We start from the raw sequence: 19508 nt of genomic DNA on the forward strand, positions 1-19508 counted from the left end.
TCAATCCTTGTAGGGGTGTGTGGCTTTCCAGTGCCGTGCAATGTCAATGCGCCTGGCCACCCACACCTTGTCGTGCGACTGGATGTGGTCCAAAAAGCGTTGCAGCGCGGTGATGCGACCGGGGCGGCCGAGCAGGCGGCAGTGCATGCCGATGCTCATCATCTTGGGGGCGTTGTCACCACTCGGGTCACCCTCTGCGTACAGCGCGTCAAAGGTGTCCTTCATGTACTGAAAGAAGGGGTCGGCGTGCGAATAGCCTTGGGGCAACGCAAAGCGCATGTCGTTGCAGTCCAGGGTGTAGGGCACGATGAGCTGGGGCGCATCGGTGCCGTCTGACCTGCGCACTTTCATCCAGAAGGGCAGGTCCTCGCCGTAGTAGTCACTGTCGTATTCAAAGCCGCCAAAGTCAGCGACCAGGCGGCGCGTGTTGGGGCTGTCGCGCCCGGTGTACCAGCCCAAGGGGCGTTCACCGGTGAGCTTTTGAATGATCGCCATCGCCTCGGCCATGTGGGCGCGTTCGGTGGCCTCGTTGATGTTTTGGTAATGGATCCACTTGAGGCCATGGCAGGCGATGTCGTAGCCCAGTTCCTGGAAGGCGGCGGTCAATTCGGGGTGCTTTTGCAGCGCGGTGGCCACGCCAAACACGGTGAGCGGCAGGCCGCGCTTTTCAAACTCGCGCAGGATGCGCCACACGCCTGCACGCGAGCCGTATTCGTAAATGCCTTCCATGCTGATGTGCCGCTCGGGGAAGGACGCGGGGTTGAACATCTCGGACAAAAATTGCTCAGAGCCTGCATCGCCGTGCAGCACCGAGTTTTCACCGCCTTCTTCGTAATTCAAGACAAACTGCACCGCCACGCGGGCGCCGCCCGGCCATTGGGCGTGCGGCACATGGCGGCCGTAGCCAATCAGGTCGCGGGGGTAGGTCAGGGTGCTGTCGTAAATGCTCATGGTCTTATTCAAGGGTGGTGCTCGATGGGTTCAGGCCAAGGCCAGGGAAATGTCGTGGGTGGGGACTTTGCGGTCAAAGGTCAGGCTGGCTTCGACGTGCAACAGGTGCTCTTGCATCAGGCGCACGGCCAAGTCAGAGTCCTGCACCTCGAGCGCCGCCACGATGGCCACGTGTTCGTCGGTCGAGTGCTCGGCTTCGTTGCGCGACTGGTACATCAGCGTGATCAGGGCGCAGCGCGAGATCAAGTCGCCCAGCACCTGGGCCAGCACATCGTTATGCATCAGCTCGGCCATGCGCACATGAAAGTCGCCCAACAACTCGGTGCGGCCCGTGATGTCGCCTTGCGTCACCGCTTCGCGCTCTTGCTTGATGTGGTCTTTGAGGGAGGCGATTTGTTCGGGCGTGACCTGCTGCACAAAAGCGCGGGTCATTTCGGCTTCCAGCATGCGGCGCACGGCAAAGACCTGCTGGGCTTCTTCTACCGAGGGGGCGGCCACAAACGCGCCGCGTGCGGGCTCTAAACGGATCAGGCGGTTTTGGGACAACTGAAACAGCGCTTGGCGCACCAGCGTGCGCGAGACGCCAAAGTGGTCGGCCAGTTTTTGCTCGGCCAGTTTGGAGCCGGGTAAAAGCCGATGCTCCACGATGGCACGGGTCAGCGATTCGACAATGTGGTGCGTGGTTGAAATTTCCATGTCTCGCAGTCCCTTGGGGTGGTGTTGCCCAAGTGTTTTTGTGTGGTTGACTCAAATCATAGCCATCAAATGCAAAATTGTATACACTTCGGTCGACCGGTTTGTGGGGCTATTCAAAGTCTTGCCAAAACCACCTTTTTGACCTTTATTCAAGACAAGCGAGCAAAACCATGGGACTGAGCACACACGTTCTGGACACGATGCACGGCTGCCCCGCTGCGGGCATGCAGGTGAGCCTGTACACCACCCAAGGCGAGCAGGCCACTTTGGTCAAAAGCTTCACACTCAACCATGATGGTCGCAACCCCGACGGCTTGCTCTACGACCACGCCAGCTTGCGCAAAGGCACCTACCGTCTGGTGTTCAATGTGAGCGACTACTTCAAGGCCAAAGGCGTCGAGCTGCCCGAGCCCCATTTTCTGAACCGCGTGTCCTTGGATTTCGGGGTGGCCCACGAAGACCAGCATTACCACGTGCCCCTGCTGGCCAGCCCTTGGAGCTATTCGACCTATCGAGGCTCTTGAAATTAATCGGGATCTGACCCCAATTAAATCAATTGGGGTCAGATCCCGATTGAATCAATTGGGGTCAGATCCCGATTGTTTGGGGTTTCTAGGTGGCCCCTGAGGATTTGCTTGGCACAGCTAGGCTACTTGGCTAAGCTTTTGCCATGTTGCGGCTTTTATTGCTCATTTTTGTGGTTGCTCTGTCGGCCTGTGGCGGGGGTGATGGCGCCAGTTTTGCGCCTCCAACGGCTGCAACGCATTGCGGCGTGAATGTGGGCACGGAGCGCCTCACGGGAAGGGTGACCTCGGTGCATGACGGCGACACGATCACGGTGGATGGTGAATCCGTTCGGCTTGCCAGCATCGATGCCCCCGAGCTGGAACAGGCCTATGGCCAGCCATCTCGGGCGGCTTTGGCGTCCATGGTCTGGGGCCAGACCGTCACCGTTGCTTACGCACAAAAAGACCGCTACGAGAGGGTGGTGGGCACAGTTTTCAAGACCGACTGCGCCAATGTGAACCTGAAGATGGTCCAAGAGGGCGCGGCTTGGTACTACGAGGCGTTTCAATGTGAGATCGATCTCAGGCAGCGCCAAGACTATGCCGCAGCTCACGCACAGGCCCGAGCAGCCAATAGGGGTTTGTGGGCCGGGGATGCCATGGCCCCTTGGAAATATCGCAACGGTGTGGATGCCAAAGTACCCAACAGCTGCCCCAATGGGGATGCAGCTTCGTTGTAATTGGGCTGATTTGCCCGTTCTCGTCGAAAAAGCAGCCCACATCGGGTTTTCCCTCTCTAAAATCAGGCTTTCCCGATTACCTACCCCCTCCTCCCATGACCCAAGTCACCAACACCGTGCGCTTTGTGCTCGACGGCCGCATCGTCGAAGCCCAAGGCGAGCGCCGCACCACCACCGTTCTGGACTATTTGCGCGAGCAAATGCACCGTACCGGCACCAAGGAAGGCTGTGCTGAAGGCGATTGCGGCGCTTGTGTGGTGATGGTGGGCGAGCTCAACGCCGCAGGCACGGGCGTGGACTATGTGGCGACCAACGCCTGCATACAGTTGCTGCCTTCACTTGACGGCAAATCGGTCAAAACCGTCGAGAGCCTGAAAAAAGCCGATGGCACGCTGCACCCGGTGCAGGAAGAAATAATCAAGTGCCACGGTTCGCAGTGCGGCTTTTGCACCCCCGGCATCGTGATGAGCTTGGTGAACCTGGTGCAAGTGCTGCCCATGCCCAACCGCCAGCAGATCACCGATTCGCTCAGCGGCAACCTGTGCCGTTGCACTGGCTACAAGCCGATCATCGAATCGGCCACCAAGGCTTGTGCCACGCCCGAGGCGCTCAAGCTCGACGACAGCGCCGATGTGCCGCTGCTCAAAGAAATCAAACGCGCCAGCGTGCCCACGCTCAGCCTGGACGGTGACATCATCGTGCAGCCCGTGGTGCGCACCCGCAAAGGCAACGAATTCGTCTCGCCCGCCACCTTGGCTGAAGTGGCCGACTACCTGGTCAAGAACCCCACCACCACGCTCTTGGCAGGCAGCACCGAAATCGGCTTGCAGGTGAACAAGCAGTTCAGCCGACCCGACCACATCATGTACCTGGGCAACGTCAAAGAACTGCGTCAAGTGAGTGAGACCGCCAGCGCCTGGCGCATTGGTGCGGCCGTGTCGCTCACGCAGGTCGAAGCGCTGGTGGCCCAGGCTTACCCCGACTTCACCGAAGTGCTGCGCCGCTTTGGTTCGCCCCCCATCCGGTCGACTGCCACGCTGGCGGGCAACATCGCCAACGGCTCGCCGATTGGCGACACCATGCCTTGCCTGATGGCGCTGGGCGCCAGCTTGGTGCTGCGCCGGGGCGACAAGACCCGCAAGGTGCTGCTGGATAACTTCTACACCGGCATGAAGAAAAACGTGATGGAGCCCGGTGAGTTCATCGAAGCCATCGAACTGCCCAAGCCCGTGGCCGGCCAGGTGTTCCGCGCCCACAAGGTGAGCAAGCGTTTTGAACAAGACATTTCGGCCACCTGCGCGGCCATCAGCTACACGCTCAAAGGCGGCAAGCTGAGCGGCGTGAAGCTGGCCTACAACGGCCTGGCCCCATCGCCTTGCCGAGCCCCCAAGCTTGAAGCCGTGCTCGAGGGCAAGTCGCCTTCGGACGTGAAAGCCTCCGATCTGGACTCCGCGATTGCCGCCAGCTTCACTGCCCGCGACGGTCTGCGTGCCACATGGGCCTACCGCGCCTTGGTCGCCCGCAACCTGGTGCTTGAATTCATTGAAGAACAGAAAGAGGTGGCTTGAATGAACGCTCCTACCCCCATCAAAAACCTGTTGCCTGCTTCTGACGTTCAGCAGGGCAAAGAGCTGGTGCATGAGTCAGCGCACTTGCACGTCACCGGCTCGGCCACTTACATCGACGACATCCCTGAGCACGCGGGCACTTTGTATGCCGCACTCATCTTGTCGCCCGTGGCGCATGGCGAGTTGATTGGCGACGGCATCGACCGCGCCGCCATACTCAAAGAACACGGCGTCGTTGCCGTCTACACCGCCAAAGATATCCCCGGCGAAAACAACTGCGGCCCCATCATCCACGATGACCCCTTCCTCGCCGCTGGCAAGGTCGAGTTTGTCGGCCAGGCCGTGGCCGTGGTCGTGGCGCGCGAGATGCTCTACGCCCGCGAAGCCGCCAAAAAAGCCAAGGTGCTGGTGAAAGAACTCACGCCCATCTTGACGATCGAAGACGCGATGGCGGCAAACAGCTTCATCATGCCGCCCAAGGGCATCACGCGCGGTGACGCCGCAGCGGCCATTGCCAACGCGCCCCACAAAATCAAAGGCAGCACCAACACCGGTCAGCAAGAACAGTTTTACCTGGAAGGCCAGATCACCTACGCGGTGCCCAAGGAAGACGGACAGCTCACGCTGTACGTGTCGACCCAGCACCCCGACGGCAACCAGCGCGAAGCCGCGCATGCCCTGAACTTGCACACCAACGATGTGGAGGTGATCTGCCGCCGCATGGGGGGCGGCTTCGGTGGCAAAGAAGGCAACGCCAGCATCTTCAGCCAGAGCGCCGCGCTGGCTGCTCACAAGCTGCAAAAACCCGTCAAGCTGCGCGTGAACCGCGACGACGACATGACCATCACCGGCAAGCGCCACGATTTCCGCATCGACTACGAAGTGGGCTTTGACGACAACGGCCGCGTACTGGGCGCCAACATCACGCTCATGTCGCGCTGCGGCTACAGCACCGACTATTCGGGCCCGGTGAACGACCGCGCTTGCTTGCACATCGACAACACCTACCACCTGCCAGCGCTCAAGCTGGTCAGCCACCGCTGCAAAACCAACACCCAAAGTGCTACCGCTTTCCGGGGCTTTGGCGGTCCCCAAGGCATGTTCGGCATCGAGACGGTGATGGACGAAATCGCCATGACTTTGGGCAAAGACCCACTGCAAGTGCGCAAGCTCAACCTCTACAAAGACCCCGCCATCAGCGGCACGCCCGACACCATGACCACCCAGTACAACCAGTTGATTGAAGATTGGGTGTGTGACCAGGTGATCGACCAGGTGGAGCAGGAGTCGAAATACGCCGAACGCCGCGCCGCAGTGCAAGCCTTCAACGCCAAGAACAAAACCCGCAAACGCGGCATGGCCTTGGTGCCCTTGAAGTTTGGCATCAGCTTCACCGCCACCCACCTGAACCAAGGCGGCGCGCTACTGGTGGTTTACATGGACGGCTCGGTCAGTTGCAACCACGGTGGCACCGAAATGGGCCAGGGCCTCAACACCAAGATGGCGCAGGTGTGCGCCGATGGTCTGGGCATCAGCGTCGGCCATGTGCGCATCACCGCCACCGACTCGCAAAAAGTGCCCAACGCTTCGGCAACCTCCGCATCGAGCGGTGCCGACATCAACGGCGCGGCCATCATGAACGCCACCGCGCAAATGCGTGAGCGCTTGAAGCCTGTGGCGGCCCGCATGCTGGGCTGCGCCGCCGAAGAGGTGAGCTTCTCTAACAACGAGCTGCACGGCGGTGGCAAGTCCGTCAAGTGGGCCGATGTGACCAAGCAAGCGTACATGGAACGTGTGGGCTTGTCGGTGACGGGTTTCTACATGACACCTGAAATCAAATACGACTTCGCGACCCTGAATGGCCGTGCTTTCTATTACTACTGCTACGGCGCTGCCGTGAGCGAAGTGGAAATTGACACCCGCACCGGCGAGTGGTGGCTCAAGGCGGTGGACATCGTGCACGACGTGGGTCGCAGCATCAACCCTGCGCTGGACAAAGGTCAGATCGAAGGTGCGTATGTGCAAGGCATGGGCTGGCTCACCATGGAAGAGTGCATTTGGGACAAAAAGGGCAAGCTGCTCACGCATGGCCCTAGCACTTACAAGATTCCGGTGGCGGGCGATATCCCAGAGCACTTCAATGTGAGCTTGTTCGACAACGCCAACTTGAAGCCCACGCCTTTCAACAGCAAAGCCACGGGCGAGCCACCTTTGATGTTGGGCTTGTCGGCCTTTTTTGCCTTGCGCGATGCGGTGGCGGCCAGCGCCGACCACAAGGCGGTGGTCTACATGGACGCCCCAGCCACGCCCGAGCGCATCCTGATGGCGTGCGAAAAAGCCAAGGCAAGCGCAGGCCTGTGAGGGTTTGATTTTTAGGAGCAGATCCATGTCAGACGATCCACGGTGCTGCGGCACCGGCACTTGCATCATCAATTCCGAAGGCGTGTGCTGGTGCGGCCAGCGTTGGGATGGCGAGAAGATGTGTTTTGCCCCCGAGCCCTTGGTGCAGGCCCAATCATCCACCCCCTTGGATGAACCGGCGGCAGCTGTTTTACCAACACAAACCAAACTCTGAGGCTCTGGCCAAGGCGTTCAAAGCGTGAACACTTCCGTGACCGAAGTTGTGGCTGACCACCCTCGCGTGGTGCGGGGCTTGCTGAACATCGCTCACGCGCTGGACCATTTGTTTTTGCTGATTTTTGCAGCGGCGGTCAGCACCATCGCGGCCGACATGGGACTGGCTCAATGGCAAGACCTCATGCCCTATGGTGCAGGGGCGTTTTTCATGTTCGGTCTGGGCTCTTTGCCCGCCGGTCGCTTGGGCGATTTGTGGGGCCGCCGCAGCATGATGCTGATCTTCTTTTTTGGCATTGGCGCAGCCGCTATCTTGACGGCCTTCGTGCAAACGCCCTGGCAGTTGGCGGCTTGCCTGACGCTGATCGGCGTGTTTGCCGCCATTTATCACCCGGTGGGCATACCCATGCTGCTGGAGCGCTCGTCCAATCCTGGCGCGACGATCGGCTTCAACGGCTTGGCGGGTAATTTGGGCGTGGCCGTGGCGGCTTTGCTCACGGGCTTTTTGATCCAGTGGTTCGGTTGGCGTGCAGCTTTTGTGGTGCCCGGCGTGGGAGCACTCTTGTGCGGCCTCTTGTTTGCACGTACCTGCCCGCCTGAGGTGTCTTCGCCTGCCAAACGCAAGGGCGGCGCCAAGGTCAGCCTGCCTGCGCCCATGCTGGCGCGTGCGCTGGTGGTGATGACAGCAGCCGCAGTGACCAGCAGCGTGCTGTTCAACTTCACCACCAATGGCAATGGCTTGCTGCTGACGGAACGCTTTGTGGGGGTGATGGACGATCCTGCTGCTTTGGGCTTGCTGTTGGCCGTGGTTTACGCCGTTGCCTCGTTGGCTCAGTTGATCGTGGGTCACTTGATCAACCGATTTGCCTTGAAACCCTTTTTCCTGTTCATGGTGTTGGCGCAGATCCCCATGTTGGTTTTCGCGTCGCAAGCGCAAGGTTGGTGGTTGTTTGTGGCATTGACGGGCGTGATGGTGTTCATCTTTGGCGCCATCCCTTTCACCGACTACATGATTGCCCGGTATGTGGACGATCGCTTGCGCTCGCGCGTATCGGGCATGCGCCTGGGTGTTTCGTTTGGCGTGAGCTCCTTGTCTGTCTGGGCTTTGGGGCCGGTGGTCAAAGCCATGGGCTTTGGTCAATCACTGCTTTTGTTGGCTGGTTTTTCTTTGACCACCTGCCTGATTTTGAGCTGGCTGCCCAATGCAGCCCATGAACAAATCAAACCTTCTTAAGCCAAGGTTTTTGCTCAGGGAAAACACCCGTCATTGTTGGGTGCTTACGCCCTGTTTGACCGCCGATTGCGTGAATAATGGCGGCTCGTTGTAAGCAGCGTTGACAACGCCAAAAAGACAATCACAACAAGACCCGATGTGCTGCCTTTTCAGAGTGCATGCATGAGCTCATCTGGTCCATTCAAGGAGTTCTATGAACATCAACCCCGACAGCGCTAGCGCGCATCGTCCGTGGTCAGCGGTTTATCCCCAGGTCGGCATTCCCCCTGATTTGCCCGCCAGCACCCACCACAATTTGGCGCACTTCATTCACGACCACTGCACCCGCTGGGCGCGCGACAGTGAGGCCAATGCGGCTTTCACCTGCGTGGTGCCCAACGGCATGAATGGGAGTTTGAGTTTTGCGCAAGTCGATGCTTTGTCGGACGCGTTTGCAAGCTACCTTCGCGGCACACTGGGTTTAGCCCGGGGCGACCGTGTGGCGGTGCAGTTGCCCAACAGCCTGTCCTTTCCGGTGGTGGCTTTTGGTGTGCTCAAAGCCGGTTGCGTGCTGGTCAACACCAACCCCTTGTACACCGTCAATGAGATGGTGCACCAGTTCAACAACTGCCAAGCCAAGGCTTTGGTGGTCGTTGACATGTTTGCCGACAAGCTCCCAGAGGTGCTGGCGCAAACGGGTGTGCAGCACATCGTGCTGGCGGGCGTGCCCGAATTTTTCCCTGTGATTCCGCGCGGCATCATCCGGGGTGTACAAAAGGTCTGGAGCAAGGTATTGCCCCCCGTGACCGTGCCGCATGTGCGTTTGCAGGCTGCCTTGGCTTTGGGCAGCGTCACACTGACACAGCAGCCTGCCCAAAACTATTGGCAAGACTTGCAGCCGCACGATCTGGCCCTGCTGCAATACACCGGTGGCACCACGGGTGTGAGCAAGGGCGCCATGATCAGCCACGGCAATTTGCTGAGCAACGTGCAGCAGATGCTGGCCATGGGTGCGACCCACATGAGCCTTGGCAAAGAGTGCGTGCTGACGGCGCTTCCCATGTACCACATCTTCGCGTTCACGGCCAATTTGTTGGGCTTCTTGTCCATTGGTGCACACAACATTTTGGTGCCCAGCCCGCGCCCAGTGCAAAACCTCCAACGTGCCGTTGAAAACTACCCTTTGACCTGGATGACTGGCGTGAACACCTTGTTCAATGGCTTGCTCAATGAAGAGTGGTTTTTGGCTTATCCCCCTAAGCACCTCAAGGCTTCAATCGCGGGGGGTACTGCCTTGCACAGCGCGGTGGCGCAACGCTGGCGCGAGGTGACGGGCACACCCATTGCAGAAGGTTATGGCCTGACCGAAACCTCGCCCGTGGTGAGTTTCAACCCATTGAGTGGTGAGCCCCGCTTGGGCAGCATCGGTATTCCAGCACCGGGCACCGATGTGCGTTTGGTGTCTGAGACCGGTCAAGACGTGCCCGTGGGCGAGCCTGGCGAGATCTGGGTGCGTGGTCCGCAGGTGATGCAAGGCTATTGGCAAAACGAGGCCGAAACCGCCCACGTCATGCAGAACGGCTGGTTCGCTACGGGCGACATCGGGTCGATGGATGACGAGGGCTTTTTCCGCATCGTGGATCGCAAGAAAGACATGGTGTTGGTCTCGGGCTTCAACGTTTATCCCAACGAAGTGGAGGATGTGATCGCGCAGATGGACGCCGTGCTTGAGGTGGCGGTGGTCGGTACGCCCGACGATCGCACGGGTGAGGCCGTTCGCGCCTATGTCGTGCCGAACCCCGACCATGCTGGGCAACTGAGCATCGAAGACGTGCTCGCGCACTGCAAGCAACACCTAGCCGCGTACAAGCGTCCAAGCTCAGTCGTGTTGCGCGACGAGCTGCCCAAGTCCCCGATTGGCAAGGTGCTGCGCAAGGACCTGAAAGCCGAAGTCAAAAATGAATTCAACCGCGCCTGAGCGCCACAGCGGAGTTTGATATGGTCACCGAATTTGAAACCAAACTGCTGGGCGTGATGATGATGATCATCATGCTCGGTATGGGCGCATCGCTCACCTGGCGCGACTTTTTGATCGCTTTTCGCAAACCCAAAGGCGTGTTGGTGGGGGTTTTTTGCCAGTACGGCATCATGCCGCTGCTGGGTTTTTCCATGGCGGTGCTTTTGGACTTGCCACCTGCGCTGGCGGTCGGCCTGATCTTGATGGCTTGCATGCCGGGTGGCACCACCTCGAACATCTTCACTTATTTCAGCAAGGGCGTTTTGGCCCTGTCCATCATGATGACCAGCGTGTCGACATTGGTGGCGCTGGTCATGGTGCCTGCATTGCTGGAGTTTTACTCTCAGGCTGCTGGCATCAGCGGTGACTTCAAGATCCCGGCCAGCAATGTGGCGCAGGTGTTGGTGGTGCTTTTGGTACCCACCTTGATCGGCATGGGCTTGCGCAAGATGAGCCCCAACATCGGTGCCACCATCGAGTTGTTGGGCGGCTTCTTGGGCATCATGGTGATATTGTTCTTGGTTGTGACTTGGATTCCGCGCAACCACCAGTTGCTGGCCACGACGCCTTTCGTGGTGTACTTTGCAGCCATCGGATTGGGTTTGATTGGCATGGCTTTGGGTTATGCCTTGTCCAGGCTGCTGCGCCAAGATGCCAACCGCAGCCGCACGATCGCGCTGGAGACGGGCATCCAGAATGGACCCTTGGCAGTGTTGATCGTGACCCTGAGCTTTGCGGGCACCATGCAGCAAGACATCTTGCTGATCCCGGTGCTGTACTCGTTGTTCATCGTGATCAGCAGCAGTTTGGTGACGATGGTCTTTCGCCGCCGCAGTGACCGCGAGGCCCTGGCCCGTGACAAAGCCAAGGCAGGCCAACTGGCTTCTTCCTAAGTCTCAGCCCTTGGGCCCGCGAACTTCGGGCCCGAGCCGCAGTCTTCAGTCCTGTCCCTCGGTCAGGGTGTCGAGCTGAAACTTGCCGCTCTTGTGCCATAACCACACGTCGGTGTAGGTGACCTGGCTCATGTGCAAGGGCACCGGGTAGGGAGCTGCGGCTCTGACCATTTGTTCAATCTCTCGCATCACCTGTGGCGCATGCTTGGGGGCACGTTGCCACTGGATGGCTTTGACACTGCCCCGTTGGTCAATGTTGACATTGATCACGCCCACGGCTTCCAGCATGGGTGGTAAGCGCCCTTTAAGGATGCGCTGTTGGTGTTGGGCGTACAAATGGCTGGCGGCATCGTGGCGGTATTCTTTGGCAGTGCGTGCCAGAGATTTTTTGACCGTTGGGGGAGGAGGGCTGAAAGCCGGCGTTTCCGGAATCAGGCGTTCGGGCATGGCTACGAAAGGGCGTGGTGGGGGCTCTGGCAAGACCGCTGGCAAGACCGCCGGTTGAGCTGGAACGGTGACAGCTTGCTGGACTGGCGCAGGCGGCGTGCTGCAGCCGCTTAACCCGATCAAGCCAATGGCCCCCAGAGCCGTGCCGATGCGGGCACATAAAGTGCGGTTTATTCGTGTCTGGTGTGTCATGACCGATGTGACTCCTTGGCATACTCAGCGTTTGCTCGCGTGATTGTGGCATTGGCTGGCAAACTTGGCGAGTCTCTGATGAAGGATGGGAACTTTGTGAATTGGATCAATGAGGCATGGAGGCGTTTGTCGCGGGAGCCGGCCGTGTTGGTGACCGTGGTGGCGAACAAAGGTTCTGTTCCCAGGGGGCCAGGCACCTGGATGGTGGTGTTTGCGCAGGGCGAGCTGGGCACCATTGGCGGCGGGCATCTTGAGTTTCAGGCCTTGGCGCATGCCCGGCTCATTTTGTCTGGGCAGCCTGTGCAAAACCATTTGAGCCAAGTCTTGGGGCCCAGTCTGGGGCAGTGCTGTGGTGGCGCGGTGGATTTGTCTTTTGAGCCAGTCAGCGCGGCCGATTTGCCCCGCCTGCGAGAGCAGTGGGTGCCTCAGCGCAGCCCATTGGCGCTTTTTGGTGGTGGGCATGTGGGCAAAGCCTTGGTTGAGACCTTGACGCCTTTGCCCTTTGCCGTGCGTTGGATTGACAGCCGTGACGAGATTTTTCCGGCCGACGTGCCCGACGGTGTGGACTGCGAACACTCCAACCCGGTGCAGGCTGCGGTGGCCGATCTGGCCTCGGGCAGCCGTGTGTTGATCATGAGTTTCAGCCATGCCGAAGACCTGGACATCGTGATCGCGTGCTTGAAACGTCAGCGGGAGCAGGGCGACTTGCCCTTTGTGGGTCTGATCGGCAGCCAGACCAAATGGGCCACATTCAGGCACCGCCTGGAAGACCGGGGGTTCAGTGCCGCCGAAATCGCGCACATCACCTGCCCGATAGGCGTGCCCGGTATCACGGGCAAGGAGCCCGAAGTCATTGCCGTGGCCGTGGCGGCGCAACTCTTGCAGTCACTTTGACTGTGGGATGCTGGTTTCCCCTAGGCCGCCAAGCCTTGGGGGTACTGGAATCCCAAACGTAAACTGTATACACTTCGGTGCACTGGTCGCAGCGGCGCAGGTTCACCCTAGAACATGTTCGCGGCCGAATACCCGCTCACAGGGCCCGCGGTGGTGAGGGGGTTGGAGAATCCTTGATGGAACCGTATTTCTTGGAATGGGCCAATTTGTTGCTGCGATGGGTGCATGTCATCACCGCCATCGCCTGGATTGGCTCCTCGTTTTACTTTGTCTTTCTGGACAACAACCTGCAAAAACCCAATTCACCCGACCTGCTTGAAAAAGGCGTGGGCGGCGCGATGTGGGCGGTGCACGGGGGTGGTTTTTACAACCCCCAAAAATACATGGTGGCCCCCAAAAAGATCCACACCAAACTGCACTGGTTTTATTGGGAAAGTTACTCCACTTGGTTGAGCGGTTTTGCGCTCTTCACGGTGATGTACCTCTACAACGCGGGCACGTTCTTGATCGACAAGTCCTTGATGGACTGGACGCCTGTGGTGGCCGGCTCGGCCGCTGTGGGTTTGTTGGTGGCCTTTTGGTTCGTGTACGACATCATTTGCCGGGTGTTTGGCTTTCGCCAAAACGGTGAGCTGATCGTGGCGGGACTGATGATCGTGGTGGTGGCCTTTTCATCGTGGCTGGCCAATGAACTGTTTGCAGGCCGTGCTGCCTTCTTGCTGGTCGGCGCCATGATCGCCACTGCCATGAGCGCGAACGTGTTCTTCTGGATCATCCCTGGCCAACGCAAAGTGGTGGCGGCCATGACCAGCGGCGAAACCTATGACGCCAACGCTTTGGCCATCCACGGCAAGCGCGGCAAGCAGCGCAGCGTGCACAACACCTATTTCACCTTGCCCGTCATCTTCGCGATGCTGAGCAACCACTACAGCTTTTTGTACACCCACGAACACCGCTGGGTGCTGCTGTTTGTGATGATGCTGGCCGGTGCCTTGATTCGCCAGTTCTTTGTGCAGCGCCACGCCTTCCACCTGGGCCGTGCATCCAACCCTTGGCCTTTTGCGGCGGTGGGCGTGGTGATGATTTTGGGCGTGATCGTGGCCTTGAAGCCGGCTACCCCCGTGGCCTCGGCTGCCCCTGCGGCACCGGTGAGCTTTGCCCAGGTGCAGATGCTGGTTGACAAGCATTGCCTGAGTTGCCACAACGCGCAGGTGCAGATGAAAAACGTGCGTCTGGACAGCCCTGAACAGCTCAAGCAGCACGCGCAAAACGTCTACCAGCAAGTGGCGGTGACCAAGCAAATGCCCATGGGCAACGCCACGGGCATGACCGAAGAAGAGCGCGCCATGATCGGGCGCTGGTTTGTGGCAGGGGCCAAGACCGATTGAGACAACAAGCGACATGGCCCCGAGTAGCCATGTCGACGTTGACCGATCTGCCGCAGTCAAGGCCCATGAGTGGCCTTGAGTTTCAAGGCTCAGGGGTTTTCGGGCGGCGTCTCGAACTGCTCTGCGTTCTTGCCCTTGAATGGGGCATAAAACGCCTTGATGGCGATCATGTCTTTCTCGATGTCGCCCGTGGGGTAAAACAAAGGCCCCAGGCCACTGAGCTTGCGCGAATAGTCCATGTAGGCCATCACGATGGGCACCTGCGCTTGCAGCGCGATGTAATAAAAGCCGGTTTTCCAGTAACGGGTTTTGCTGCGGGTGCCTTCGGGGGGCACCACCAGGTGTACCGAGCCTTCGGCTTTGACCAATTCTTGTGCGCAGGAGTCCACCAGGTTGGAGGCTTGCGAGCGGTTGACCGCAATGCCGCCCAGCCAGCGCATGACCGGGCCAAAGGGGAAAGAGAAGATGCTGCTTTTGCCCATCCAGTAAATCTGCAGGCGCAAGACATACGCCACCATCAGGGTGTAGGGCAGGTCCCAGTTGCTGGTGTGCGGCGCCGCAATGACCACGCATTTGGTGACACCGGCAGGCAAACTGCCCTCGACCTTCCAGCCTGTGACTTTGAGAAATGCCAACGATATGCCGCGAAGGGCGGTGTTGACGATGTGGGTGTCAAAAATGGTGCGGTGCATGGCGCAGGTCGGTCATCAGAAGTTGGCGAGTGCGACACACGGGCGTGCATGGCTCGGGATGCACCGATTATGTCTGCCAATTTTGTCAACACTGCCAATTTTGACGTTAGCGCTCCATAGCGTCCATCAACACCGCCATTCCAAGCACCTGGCCACTGGATACGGGGTCCACACCGCACACTCAATTCGAGTGTCCTGCTTAAACACCTGAGACCACCACGTCCATTGCTGCAATCAAAAGGCTGGCTTGCGGTGCCAAATTGCCCACCCGTTCGCGCAAACTGCGCGTGGGCAAGGGCGCTGAATAGTGTGCCAAGGCACGCAGGCTTTGGCCATTGACCATGACCATTGGGCAAAGTTTTTCCGGAGATTTTTCAGAAAATTCAATGGAGGCCAAAGGGATGCTCAAGCGCGTGGCCAAAGCATCAAGCAAGTCGCTTTGCACCACAACCACAAAAGGAATGCCGTTTGCAGCGCTTTTACTGGGGTTCACATAAACGTCAAACTGAGCCATCGCGGTTCACCAAGGGCGCAGGTCTGCACCCGGGATACCGTGTTTTTCGACCCAGCTGTTTTGAGCTGCAATCCAGTCACGAAATTCATTTTCAAATTCTTTTTTTCGCGTCGCCAGGCTGGTGTTGTTTTGATTGGCTTGCAAAGCGCGGTAGTGATCGGCTGACAGGATGACGGTATCGATCTGGCCCGCCTTTTCCACAAAAACAGGCTCACGCTTGGCGAGAGCACAAATGCTGCCAAAACGGTTTTTGGCTTCTGTGGCGGTGATTTGCATGGCGTGAACTCCGATAAATGGCTATTTTAGCTAAAGCACAACAAGAGCCGACACAGCATCCATCGAAGCCTTCGTGTGTGGAACTTTTGGACAGCAAATTGGCATCTTCGGCATGTGCATTGGCGCGATCCGATGGTGACGCATCACGCCCTGAGCAACTGGCCAAGCTCAGCACGCAATTGGCGTGTGCGCCGTCAGAATTCAAGCAGACCTAAACCGAGCGCATGTAAACGGTCATGCGCAACTTCAAGCTTTACAAATCTGTTGAGCTGGCGGGTATGTCCGCTTAGTTCAACTCACAGCTAAGGCGAGTTGCATCGCCAGCTGGTTGTGACGCTCGATCAGTGGCCCCATGTCCACGGTGGTGATCTGGCCTTGACGCACCACCACGCGGCCATTCACGAGGGTGTAGTCGGCGTTGTCGCTCGCGCACAGCAAGAGCGCCCCCACCGGATCGTGCACCGCGCCGCCCGCCATGCTGAGCGTGTCGGTGCGGAACAGGGCGATGTCGGCGCAATAGCCCGCTTTAATTTGCCCCAACTCATGGGCGCGGCCCAACACCTCGGCGCCGCCGCGTGTGGCCAAGCGCAGGGCGTCGCGGGGTGTCATCTCGGCGGGGCCGTGGTCACAACCAAACGGCTCTAAAGCGCGGCCCACACGCGCCAGCAGCATGGCCTGGCGGGCTTCGTTCAGCAAGTGCGCCGCGTCGTTGCTGGCGCTGCCGTCCACACCCAGGCCAATTGGAACACCGGCGTTCAGCATTTTGCGCAGCGGCAAGATGCCGCTGGCCAAGCGCATATTGCTGCAGGGGCAGTGGGCGATGCCGGTGCGGGTTTTGGCGAACAGGTAGGTGCCATCTTCGTCCAGCTTCACACCGTGGGCGTGCCACACATCCTCACCCACCCAACCCAAATCTTGCGCGTATTGCGCTGGGGTGCAATTGAATTTTTCTTTCGTATAGGCAATGTCGTGGTCGTTTTCGGCCAAGTGGGTGTGCAGGCGCACGCCGTGGGCGCGGGCCAGCTTGGCCGATTCACGCATCAGGTCTTGGCTCACGCTGAAGGGCGAGCAGGGGGCCACGGCCACATGCGTCATCGAGCCAAAGCTCGCGTCGTGCCAAGTCTCGATCAAGCGCTGGGTTTCTTTCAGGATGGCGGGCTCTTGCTCGACCACGCGGTCGGGTGGCAAACCGCCTTGACTCTCGCCCACGCTCATGCTGCCGCGTGTGGCGGTGAAGCGCATGCCGATGGTGTGCGCCGCTTCGATGCTGTCGTCCAGCCGCACGCCATTGGGGTAAATGTAGAGGTGGTCACTGCTGGTGGTGCAGCCGCTCAGCAGCAGCTCGGCCATGGCCACTTGACCTGATACACGCACCATTTCGGGCGTGAGGCCCACCCAGATCGGGTACAGGCCCTTCAGCCAACTGAACAGCTCGGCGTTTTGCACGCCCGGTATCGCCCGCGTCAGTGACTGGTACATGTGGTGGTGCGTGTTAATCAGGCCAGGCACCACCACATGGTGGCGAGCGTCGATTACCTCGTCCACTTGCGTGAGCAGCTCGTCGACGTTTTCACTGGCCGGGATGATGCGCTCGATGCGGCCGTCGCGGATCAGAAGTGAGGCGTCTTTCAGTTCGGTGTTGGCATCGTCTTGTGTGGCGATGCAGCGGGCGCGGTGGATCAGCAAAGTGGGCATGGACTTGTCCTGGGCGAGTGGTGAAACAAGTCGCGGCCGAATCCCCTGATGTCCGCACGAGGCGGGGAGGGCGAGCACCGCGTTGCCGAGCGTACCGGGCTGTGCTGAAGCTCAGATTTTAGGGGTGCGGGGTGGGCGTTCCGTGCGTGCTGTCTTGAACGCTTCGGCCACAAAGTCCATAAAGGCCCTGACCCTGGCCGCAGACTTGTGTTGCGCAGGGTAAATGGCATAGATGTCGGCATCGGGTGTGTGGAACTGGGGCATCAATTGAATCAGTTGGCCTTGCGCCAAATGGTGCCGGATGTCCCATTCCGCACGCAGCAAGATGCCGTGACCGTCCAGCGCCCATTGCACGGCAATGCTGCCGTCGTTGGTGGTCAAATTGCCGCGTGTTTTGACCGTCTCGGCTTTGCCCTGCCTGCCTTTGGCGAGTTTGATCACCCCATAAGCCTCCCCCCCTTGGCGAATGCTGATGAAGTTGTGCTGAGCCAGGTCGGCGGGTGTTTTGGGCTCGCCATGCAGGGCGACATAGGCCGGTGATGCGCACAGCAGCCGTTGGTTGTCGGCAATTTTGCGTGCGATGACGCGTGTGTCAGGCGGTGGACCAAAGCGGATGCAGACATCAAAGGCATCGTCGGTGAGTGACGGAGGGTCTGCCGACAACTGCAGCTGTGCATCGACTTGCGGGTATTGCTGGACAAAGCGGCTGATCAGCGGACCGATGTGGCTGCGCCCAAAACCCAAGGTCGCATTGACCCGCAACAGGCCGCTGGGCGTGGAGCGGCTGGCACCGAGCTGCTGCTCCAGGTCGGCCATCTCGGCCAGGATGCTGCGTGCGTGGCGCAGCACGGTTTCGCCTTCCACCGTCAGGCTCATGCGCCTTGTGGTGCGGTTGACCAGGGGCACACCCAGGCGCGACTCCATTTGCGACAGGCGTTTGCTGACGGCGGCGGTCGTGATGTGCATCTCTCGCGCGGCTGCGCTCAAACTTCCGGCCATGGCCAAAGCGGAAAAAAAGCCCAGATCGGCGGCTTGCAGGCGGGGTTCCATTGTTGAATTAAAGTTAACGATGAATTGAATTTTATGGCTTTTGTTGAGAGTTTGACGTCACACAATGAACCCTTGATTTTTTCCTTTTCAACGCAGTACCCCATGAAAAATTACCGCATCGCCACCATCCCCGGAGACGGCATTGGCAAAGAAGTCGTTCCCGCAGGGCAAGAAGTCATGCAAGCCTTGGCCAAAGCCTGTGGCCAATTCACGTTTGAGTTTGAAAATTTTGACTGGGGTGGTGACTACTACCGCCAGCACGGCGTGATGATGCCCGCCGATGGCTTGGATGCCTTGCGTGACAAAGATGCCATCCTGTTCGGCTCGGCCGGTGACCCGCACATTCCCGATCACATCACCCTGTGGGGCCTGCGCCTGAAAATTTGCCAGGGCTTTGACCAGTACGCCAACGTGCGTCCCACGCGCATCCTGCCCGGCATCGACGCGCCCTTGAAGCGCTGCACCCCCAAGGACCTGGACTGGGTCATCGTGCGCGAAAACTCCGAAGGCGAATACTCGGGCGTGGGCGGTCGTGTGCACCAAGGCCATCCGATCGAGGCGGCCACCGATGTGTCCATCATGACCCGCACCGGGGTGGAGCGCATCTTGCGCTACGCCTTCAAGTTGGCCCAGTCGCGCCCACGCCAACTGCTGACGGTGGTGACCAAGAGCAATGCCCAGCGCCATGCCATGGTCATGTGGGACGAGATCGCCGTGCAGGTGTCCAAAGAGTTCCCCGACGTGAAGTGGGACAAGGAATTGGTGGACGCTGCCACGGCCCGCATGGTCAACCGTCCGGCGACCCTGGACACCATCGTGGCCACTAACCTGCATGCCGACATTCTGAGCGATCTGGCAGCCGCGTTGGCGGGCAGCTTGGGCATTGCGCCCACCGGCAACATCGACCCCGAGCGCCGCTACCCCAGCATGTTTGAACCCATCCATGGCTCGGCCTTTGACATCATGGGCAAGGGCTTGGCCAACCCGGTAGGTACGTTCTGGTCGGTGGTCATGTTGCTTGAGCACATTGGCGAGCCTGCCGCTGCGCAGCGCTTGATGGCCGTCATCGAGAGCGTCACGGCCAATCCCGCATTGCACACCGGCGATTTGGGTGGCAAAGCCCGCACCGCCGAAGTCACGGCGGCCGTTTGCAAGGCCTTGGTTTGATGTCTTTGCCTCCGTTTTTTGCGTCGCATGCCATT

The 19508-nt window shown here is 59.4% G+C and carries 19 protein-coding genes; 11 read left to right on the forward strand and 8 right to left on the reverse strand.

Annotated elements, in window-relative coordinates; all coding sequences use genetic code 11:
• Positions 1-951 (reverse strand): allantoinase PuuE, encoded by a 951-nt coding sequence (gene puuE, locus ABWQ00_RS01580; protein ID WP_353236905.1) that lies wholly within the window; start codon positions 949-951, stop codon positions 1-3.
• Between the two features lie 30 nt (positions 952-981).
• Entirely contained in the window at positions 982-1647 is a 666-nt protein-coding gene (locus ABWQ00_RS01585; protein WP_353236906.1) for a GntR family transcriptional regulator, read from the reverse strand.
• Positions 1648-1817: 170 nt separating this feature from the next.
• Between ABWQ00_RS01585 and uraH the strand changes: the two genes are divergently transcribed.
• The 8 genes from uraH (at position 1818) to ABWQ00_RS01625 (ending at position 11158) form a co-directional block, all read left to right on the forward strand.
• Positions 1818-2171 (forward strand): hydroxyisourate hydrolase, encoded by a 354-nt coding sequence (gene uraH, locus ABWQ00_RS01590; protein ID WP_353236907.1) that lies wholly within the window; start codon positions 1818-1820, stop codon positions 2169-2171.
• 146 nt (positions 2172-2317) lie between these two features.
• On the forward strand, positions 2318-2893 hold the full coding sequence (locus tag ABWQ00_RS01595) for a thermonuclease family protein (RefSeq protein ID WP_353236908.1): 576 nt from the start codon (positions 2318-2320) through the stop codon (positions 2891-2893).
• A 95-nt stretch (positions 2894-2988) separates the two neighbouring features.
• Entirely contained in the window at positions 2989-4461 is a 1473-nt protein-coding gene (xdhA, locus tag ABWQ00_RS01600) for a xanthine dehydrogenase small subunit (protein ID WP_353236909.1), read from the forward strand.
• Positions 4462-6822 (forward strand): xanthine dehydrogenase molybdopterin binding subunit, encoded by a 2361-nt coding sequence (xdhB, locus tag ABWQ00_RS01605; RefSeq protein ID WP_353236910.1) that lies wholly within the window; start codon positions 4462-4464, stop codon positions 6820-6822. It begins immediately after the preceding gene.
• Positions 6823-6847: 25 nt separating this feature from the next.
• A complete protein-coding gene (locus tag ABWQ00_RS01610) occupies positions 6848-7036 on the forward strand; it encodes a hypothetical protein (protein WP_353236911.1) in 189 nt (62 codons plus the stop codon).
• Between the two features lie 24 nt (positions 7037-7060).
• A complete protein-coding gene (locus ABWQ00_RS01615) occupies positions 7061-8269 on the forward strand; it encodes an MFS transporter (protein ID WP_353236912.1) in 1209 nt (402 codons plus the stop codon).
• Between the two features lie 193 nt (positions 8270-8462).
• Positions 8463-10226 carry an AMP-binding protein gene (locus tag ABWQ00_RS01620; protein WP_353236913.1) on the forward strand — a complete coding sequence of 588 codons (1764 nt, stop codon included), beginning with the start codon at positions 8463-8465 and terminating at the stop codon, positions 10224-10226.
• 20 nt (positions 10227-10246) lie between these two features.
• Entirely contained in the window at positions 10247-11158 is a 912-nt protein-coding gene (locus tag ABWQ00_RS01625; protein ID WP_353236914.1) for a bile acid:sodium symporter family protein, read from the forward strand.
• A gap of 45 nt (positions 11159-11203) precedes the next feature.
• Here the strand turns inward: ABWQ00_RS01625 and ABWQ00_RS01630 are convergent, their stop codons facing one another.
• Positions 11204-11797, reverse strand: coding sequence for a hypothetical protein (locus tag ABWQ00_RS01630; RefSeq protein ID WP_353236915.1), 594 nt, complete (start codon positions 11795-11797; stop codon positions 11204-11206).
• 78 nt (positions 11798-11875) lie between these two features.
• Here ABWQ00_RS01630 and xdhC point away from each other — a divergent pair, with 78 nt between their 5' ends.
• Both xdhC and ABWQ00_RS01640 read left to right on the forward strand, forming a co-directional pair.
• Positions 11876-12691, forward strand: coding sequence for a xanthine dehydrogenase accessory protein XdhC (xdhC, locus tag ABWQ00_RS01635; RefSeq protein WP_353236916.1), 816 nt, complete (start codon positions 11876-11878; stop codon positions 12689-12691).
• A 176-nt stretch (positions 12692-12867) separates the two neighbouring features.
• Positions 12868-14079, forward strand: coding sequence for a urate hydroxylase PuuD (locus ABWQ00_RS01640; protein WP_353236917.1), 1212 nt, complete (start codon positions 12868-12870; stop codon positions 14077-14079).
• 89 nt (positions 14080-14168) lie between these two features.
• On the opposite strand, the gene ABWQ00_RS01645 is transcribed toward ABWQ00_RS01640, so the two are convergent.
• The 5 genes from ABWQ00_RS01645 to ABWQ00_RS01665 all read right to left on the reverse strand — a co-directional run bounded on the left by ABWQ00_RS01645 (position 14169) and on the right by ABWQ00_RS01665 (position 18306).
• On the reverse strand, positions 14169-14771 hold the full coding sequence (locus tag ABWQ00_RS01645; protein ID WP_353236918.1) for a lysophospholipid acyltransferase family protein: 603 nt from the start codon (positions 14769-14771) through the stop codon (positions 14169-14171).
• Positions 14772-14970: 199 nt separating this feature from the next.
• Positions 14971-15285, reverse strand: coding sequence for a CcdB family protein (locus tag ABWQ00_RS01650; protein ID WP_353236919.1), 315 nt, complete (start codon positions 15283-15285; stop codon positions 14971-14973).
• Between the two features lie 6 nt (positions 15286-15291).
• On the reverse strand, positions 15292-15561 hold the full coding sequence (locus ABWQ00_RS01655) for a prevent-host-death protein (RefSeq protein ID WP_353236920.1): 270 nt from the start codon (positions 15559-15561) through the stop codon (positions 15292-15294).
• A 291-nt stretch (positions 15562-15852) separates the two neighbouring features.
• A complete protein-coding gene (locus tag ABWQ00_RS01660; protein ID WP_353236921.1) occupies positions 15853-17256 on the reverse strand; it encodes an 8-oxoguanine deaminase in 1404 nt (467 codons plus the stop codon).
• Positions 17257-17367: 111 nt separating this feature from the next.
• Positions 17368-18306: a LysR family transcriptional regulator gene (locus tag ABWQ00_RS01665; RefSeq protein WP_353236922.1), complete on the reverse strand. Its 939-nt coding sequence runs from the start codon at positions 18304-18306 to the stop codon at positions 17368-17370.
• Positions 18307-18408: 102 nt separating this feature from the next.
• On the opposite strand from ABWQ00_RS01665, the gene ABWQ00_RS01670 reads away from it, so the two are divergent.
• Entirely contained in the window at positions 18409-19473 is a 1065-nt protein-coding gene (locus ABWQ00_RS01670) for a tartrate dehydrogenase (RefSeq protein ID WP_353236923.1), read from the forward strand.
• The last annotated feature ends 35 nt before the right edge of the window (positions 19474-19508 follow it).

This window comes from Limnohabitans sp. (assembly GCF_040400975.1).
GTDB lineage: Bacteria > Pseudomonadota > Gammaproteobacteria > Burkholderiales > Burkholderiaceae_C > Limnohabitans_A.

Excerpts from the sequence above, each read along its gene's own strand:
- puuE (WP_353236905.1), bottom strand. The coding sequence starts at position 951 with ATGAGCATTTACGACAGCACCCTGACCTACCCCCGCGACCTGATTGGC.
- ABWQ00_RS01585 (WP_353236906.1), bottom strand. The coding sequence starts at position 1,647 with ATGGAAATTTCAACCACGCACCACATTGTCGAATCGCTGACCCGTGCC.
- uraH (WP_353236907.1), top strand. The coding sequence starts at position 1,818 with ATGGGACTGAGCACACACGTTCTGGACACGATGCACGGCTGCCCCGCT.
- ABWQ00_RS01595 (WP_353236908.1), top strand. The coding sequence starts at position 2,318 with ATGTTGCGGCTTTTATTGCTCATTTTTGTGGTTGCTCTGTCGGCCTGT.
- xdhA (WP_353236909.1), top strand. The coding sequence starts at position 2,989 with ATGACCCAAGTCACCAACACCGTGCGCTTTGTGCTCGACGGCCGCATC.
- xdhB (WP_353236910.1), top strand. The coding sequence starts at position 4,462 with ATGAACGCTCCTACCCCCATCAAAAACCTGTTGCCTGCTTCTGACGTT.
- ABWQ00_RS01610 (WP_353236911.1), top strand. The coding sequence starts at position 6,848 with ATGTCAGACGATCCACGGTGCTGCGGCACCGGCACTTGCATCATCAAT.
- ABWQ00_RS01620 (WP_353236913.1), top strand. The coding sequence starts at position 8,463 with ATGAACATCAACCCCGACAGCGCTAGCGCGCATCGTCCGTGGTCAGCG.
- ABWQ00_RS01625 (WP_353236914.1), top strand. The coding sequence starts at position 10,247 with ATGGTCACCGAATTTGAAACCAAACTGCTGGGCGTGATGATGATGATC.
- ABWQ00_RS01630 (WP_353236915.1), bottom strand. The coding sequence starts at position 11,797 with ATGACACACCAGACACGAATAAACCGCACTTTATGTGCCCGCATCGGC.
- xdhC (WP_353236916.1), top strand. The coding sequence starts at position 11,876 with ATGAAGGATGGGAACTTTGTGAATTGGATCAATGAGGCATGGAGGCGT.
- ABWQ00_RS01640 (WP_353236917.1), top strand. The coding sequence starts at position 12,868 with ATGGAACCGTATTTCTTGGAATGGGCCAATTTGTTGCTGCGATGGGTG.
- ABWQ00_RS01645 (WP_353236918.1), bottom strand. The coding sequence starts at position 14,771 with ATGCACCGCACCATTTTTGACACCCACATCGTCAACACCGCCCTTCGC.
- ABWQ00_RS01650 (WP_353236919.1), bottom strand. The coding sequence starts at position 15,285 with ATGGCTCAGTTTGACGTTTATGTGAACCCCAGTAAAAGCGCTGCAAAC.
- ABWQ00_RS01655 (WP_353236920.1), bottom strand. The coding sequence starts at position 15,561 with ATGCAAATCACCGCCACAGAAGCCAAAAACCGTTTTGGCAGCATTTGT.
- ABWQ00_RS01660 (WP_353236921.1), bottom strand. The coding sequence starts at position 17,256 with ATGCCCACTTTGCTGATCCACCGCGCCCGCTGCATCGCCACACAAGAC.
- ABWQ00_RS01665 (WP_353236922.1), bottom strand. The coding sequence starts at position 18,306 with ATGGAACCCCGCCTGCAAGCCGCCGATCTGGGCTTTTTTTCCGCTTTG.
- ABWQ00_RS01670 (WP_353236923.1), top strand. The coding sequence starts at position 18,409 with ATGAAAAATTACCGCATCGCCACCATCCCCGGAGACGGCATTGGCAAA.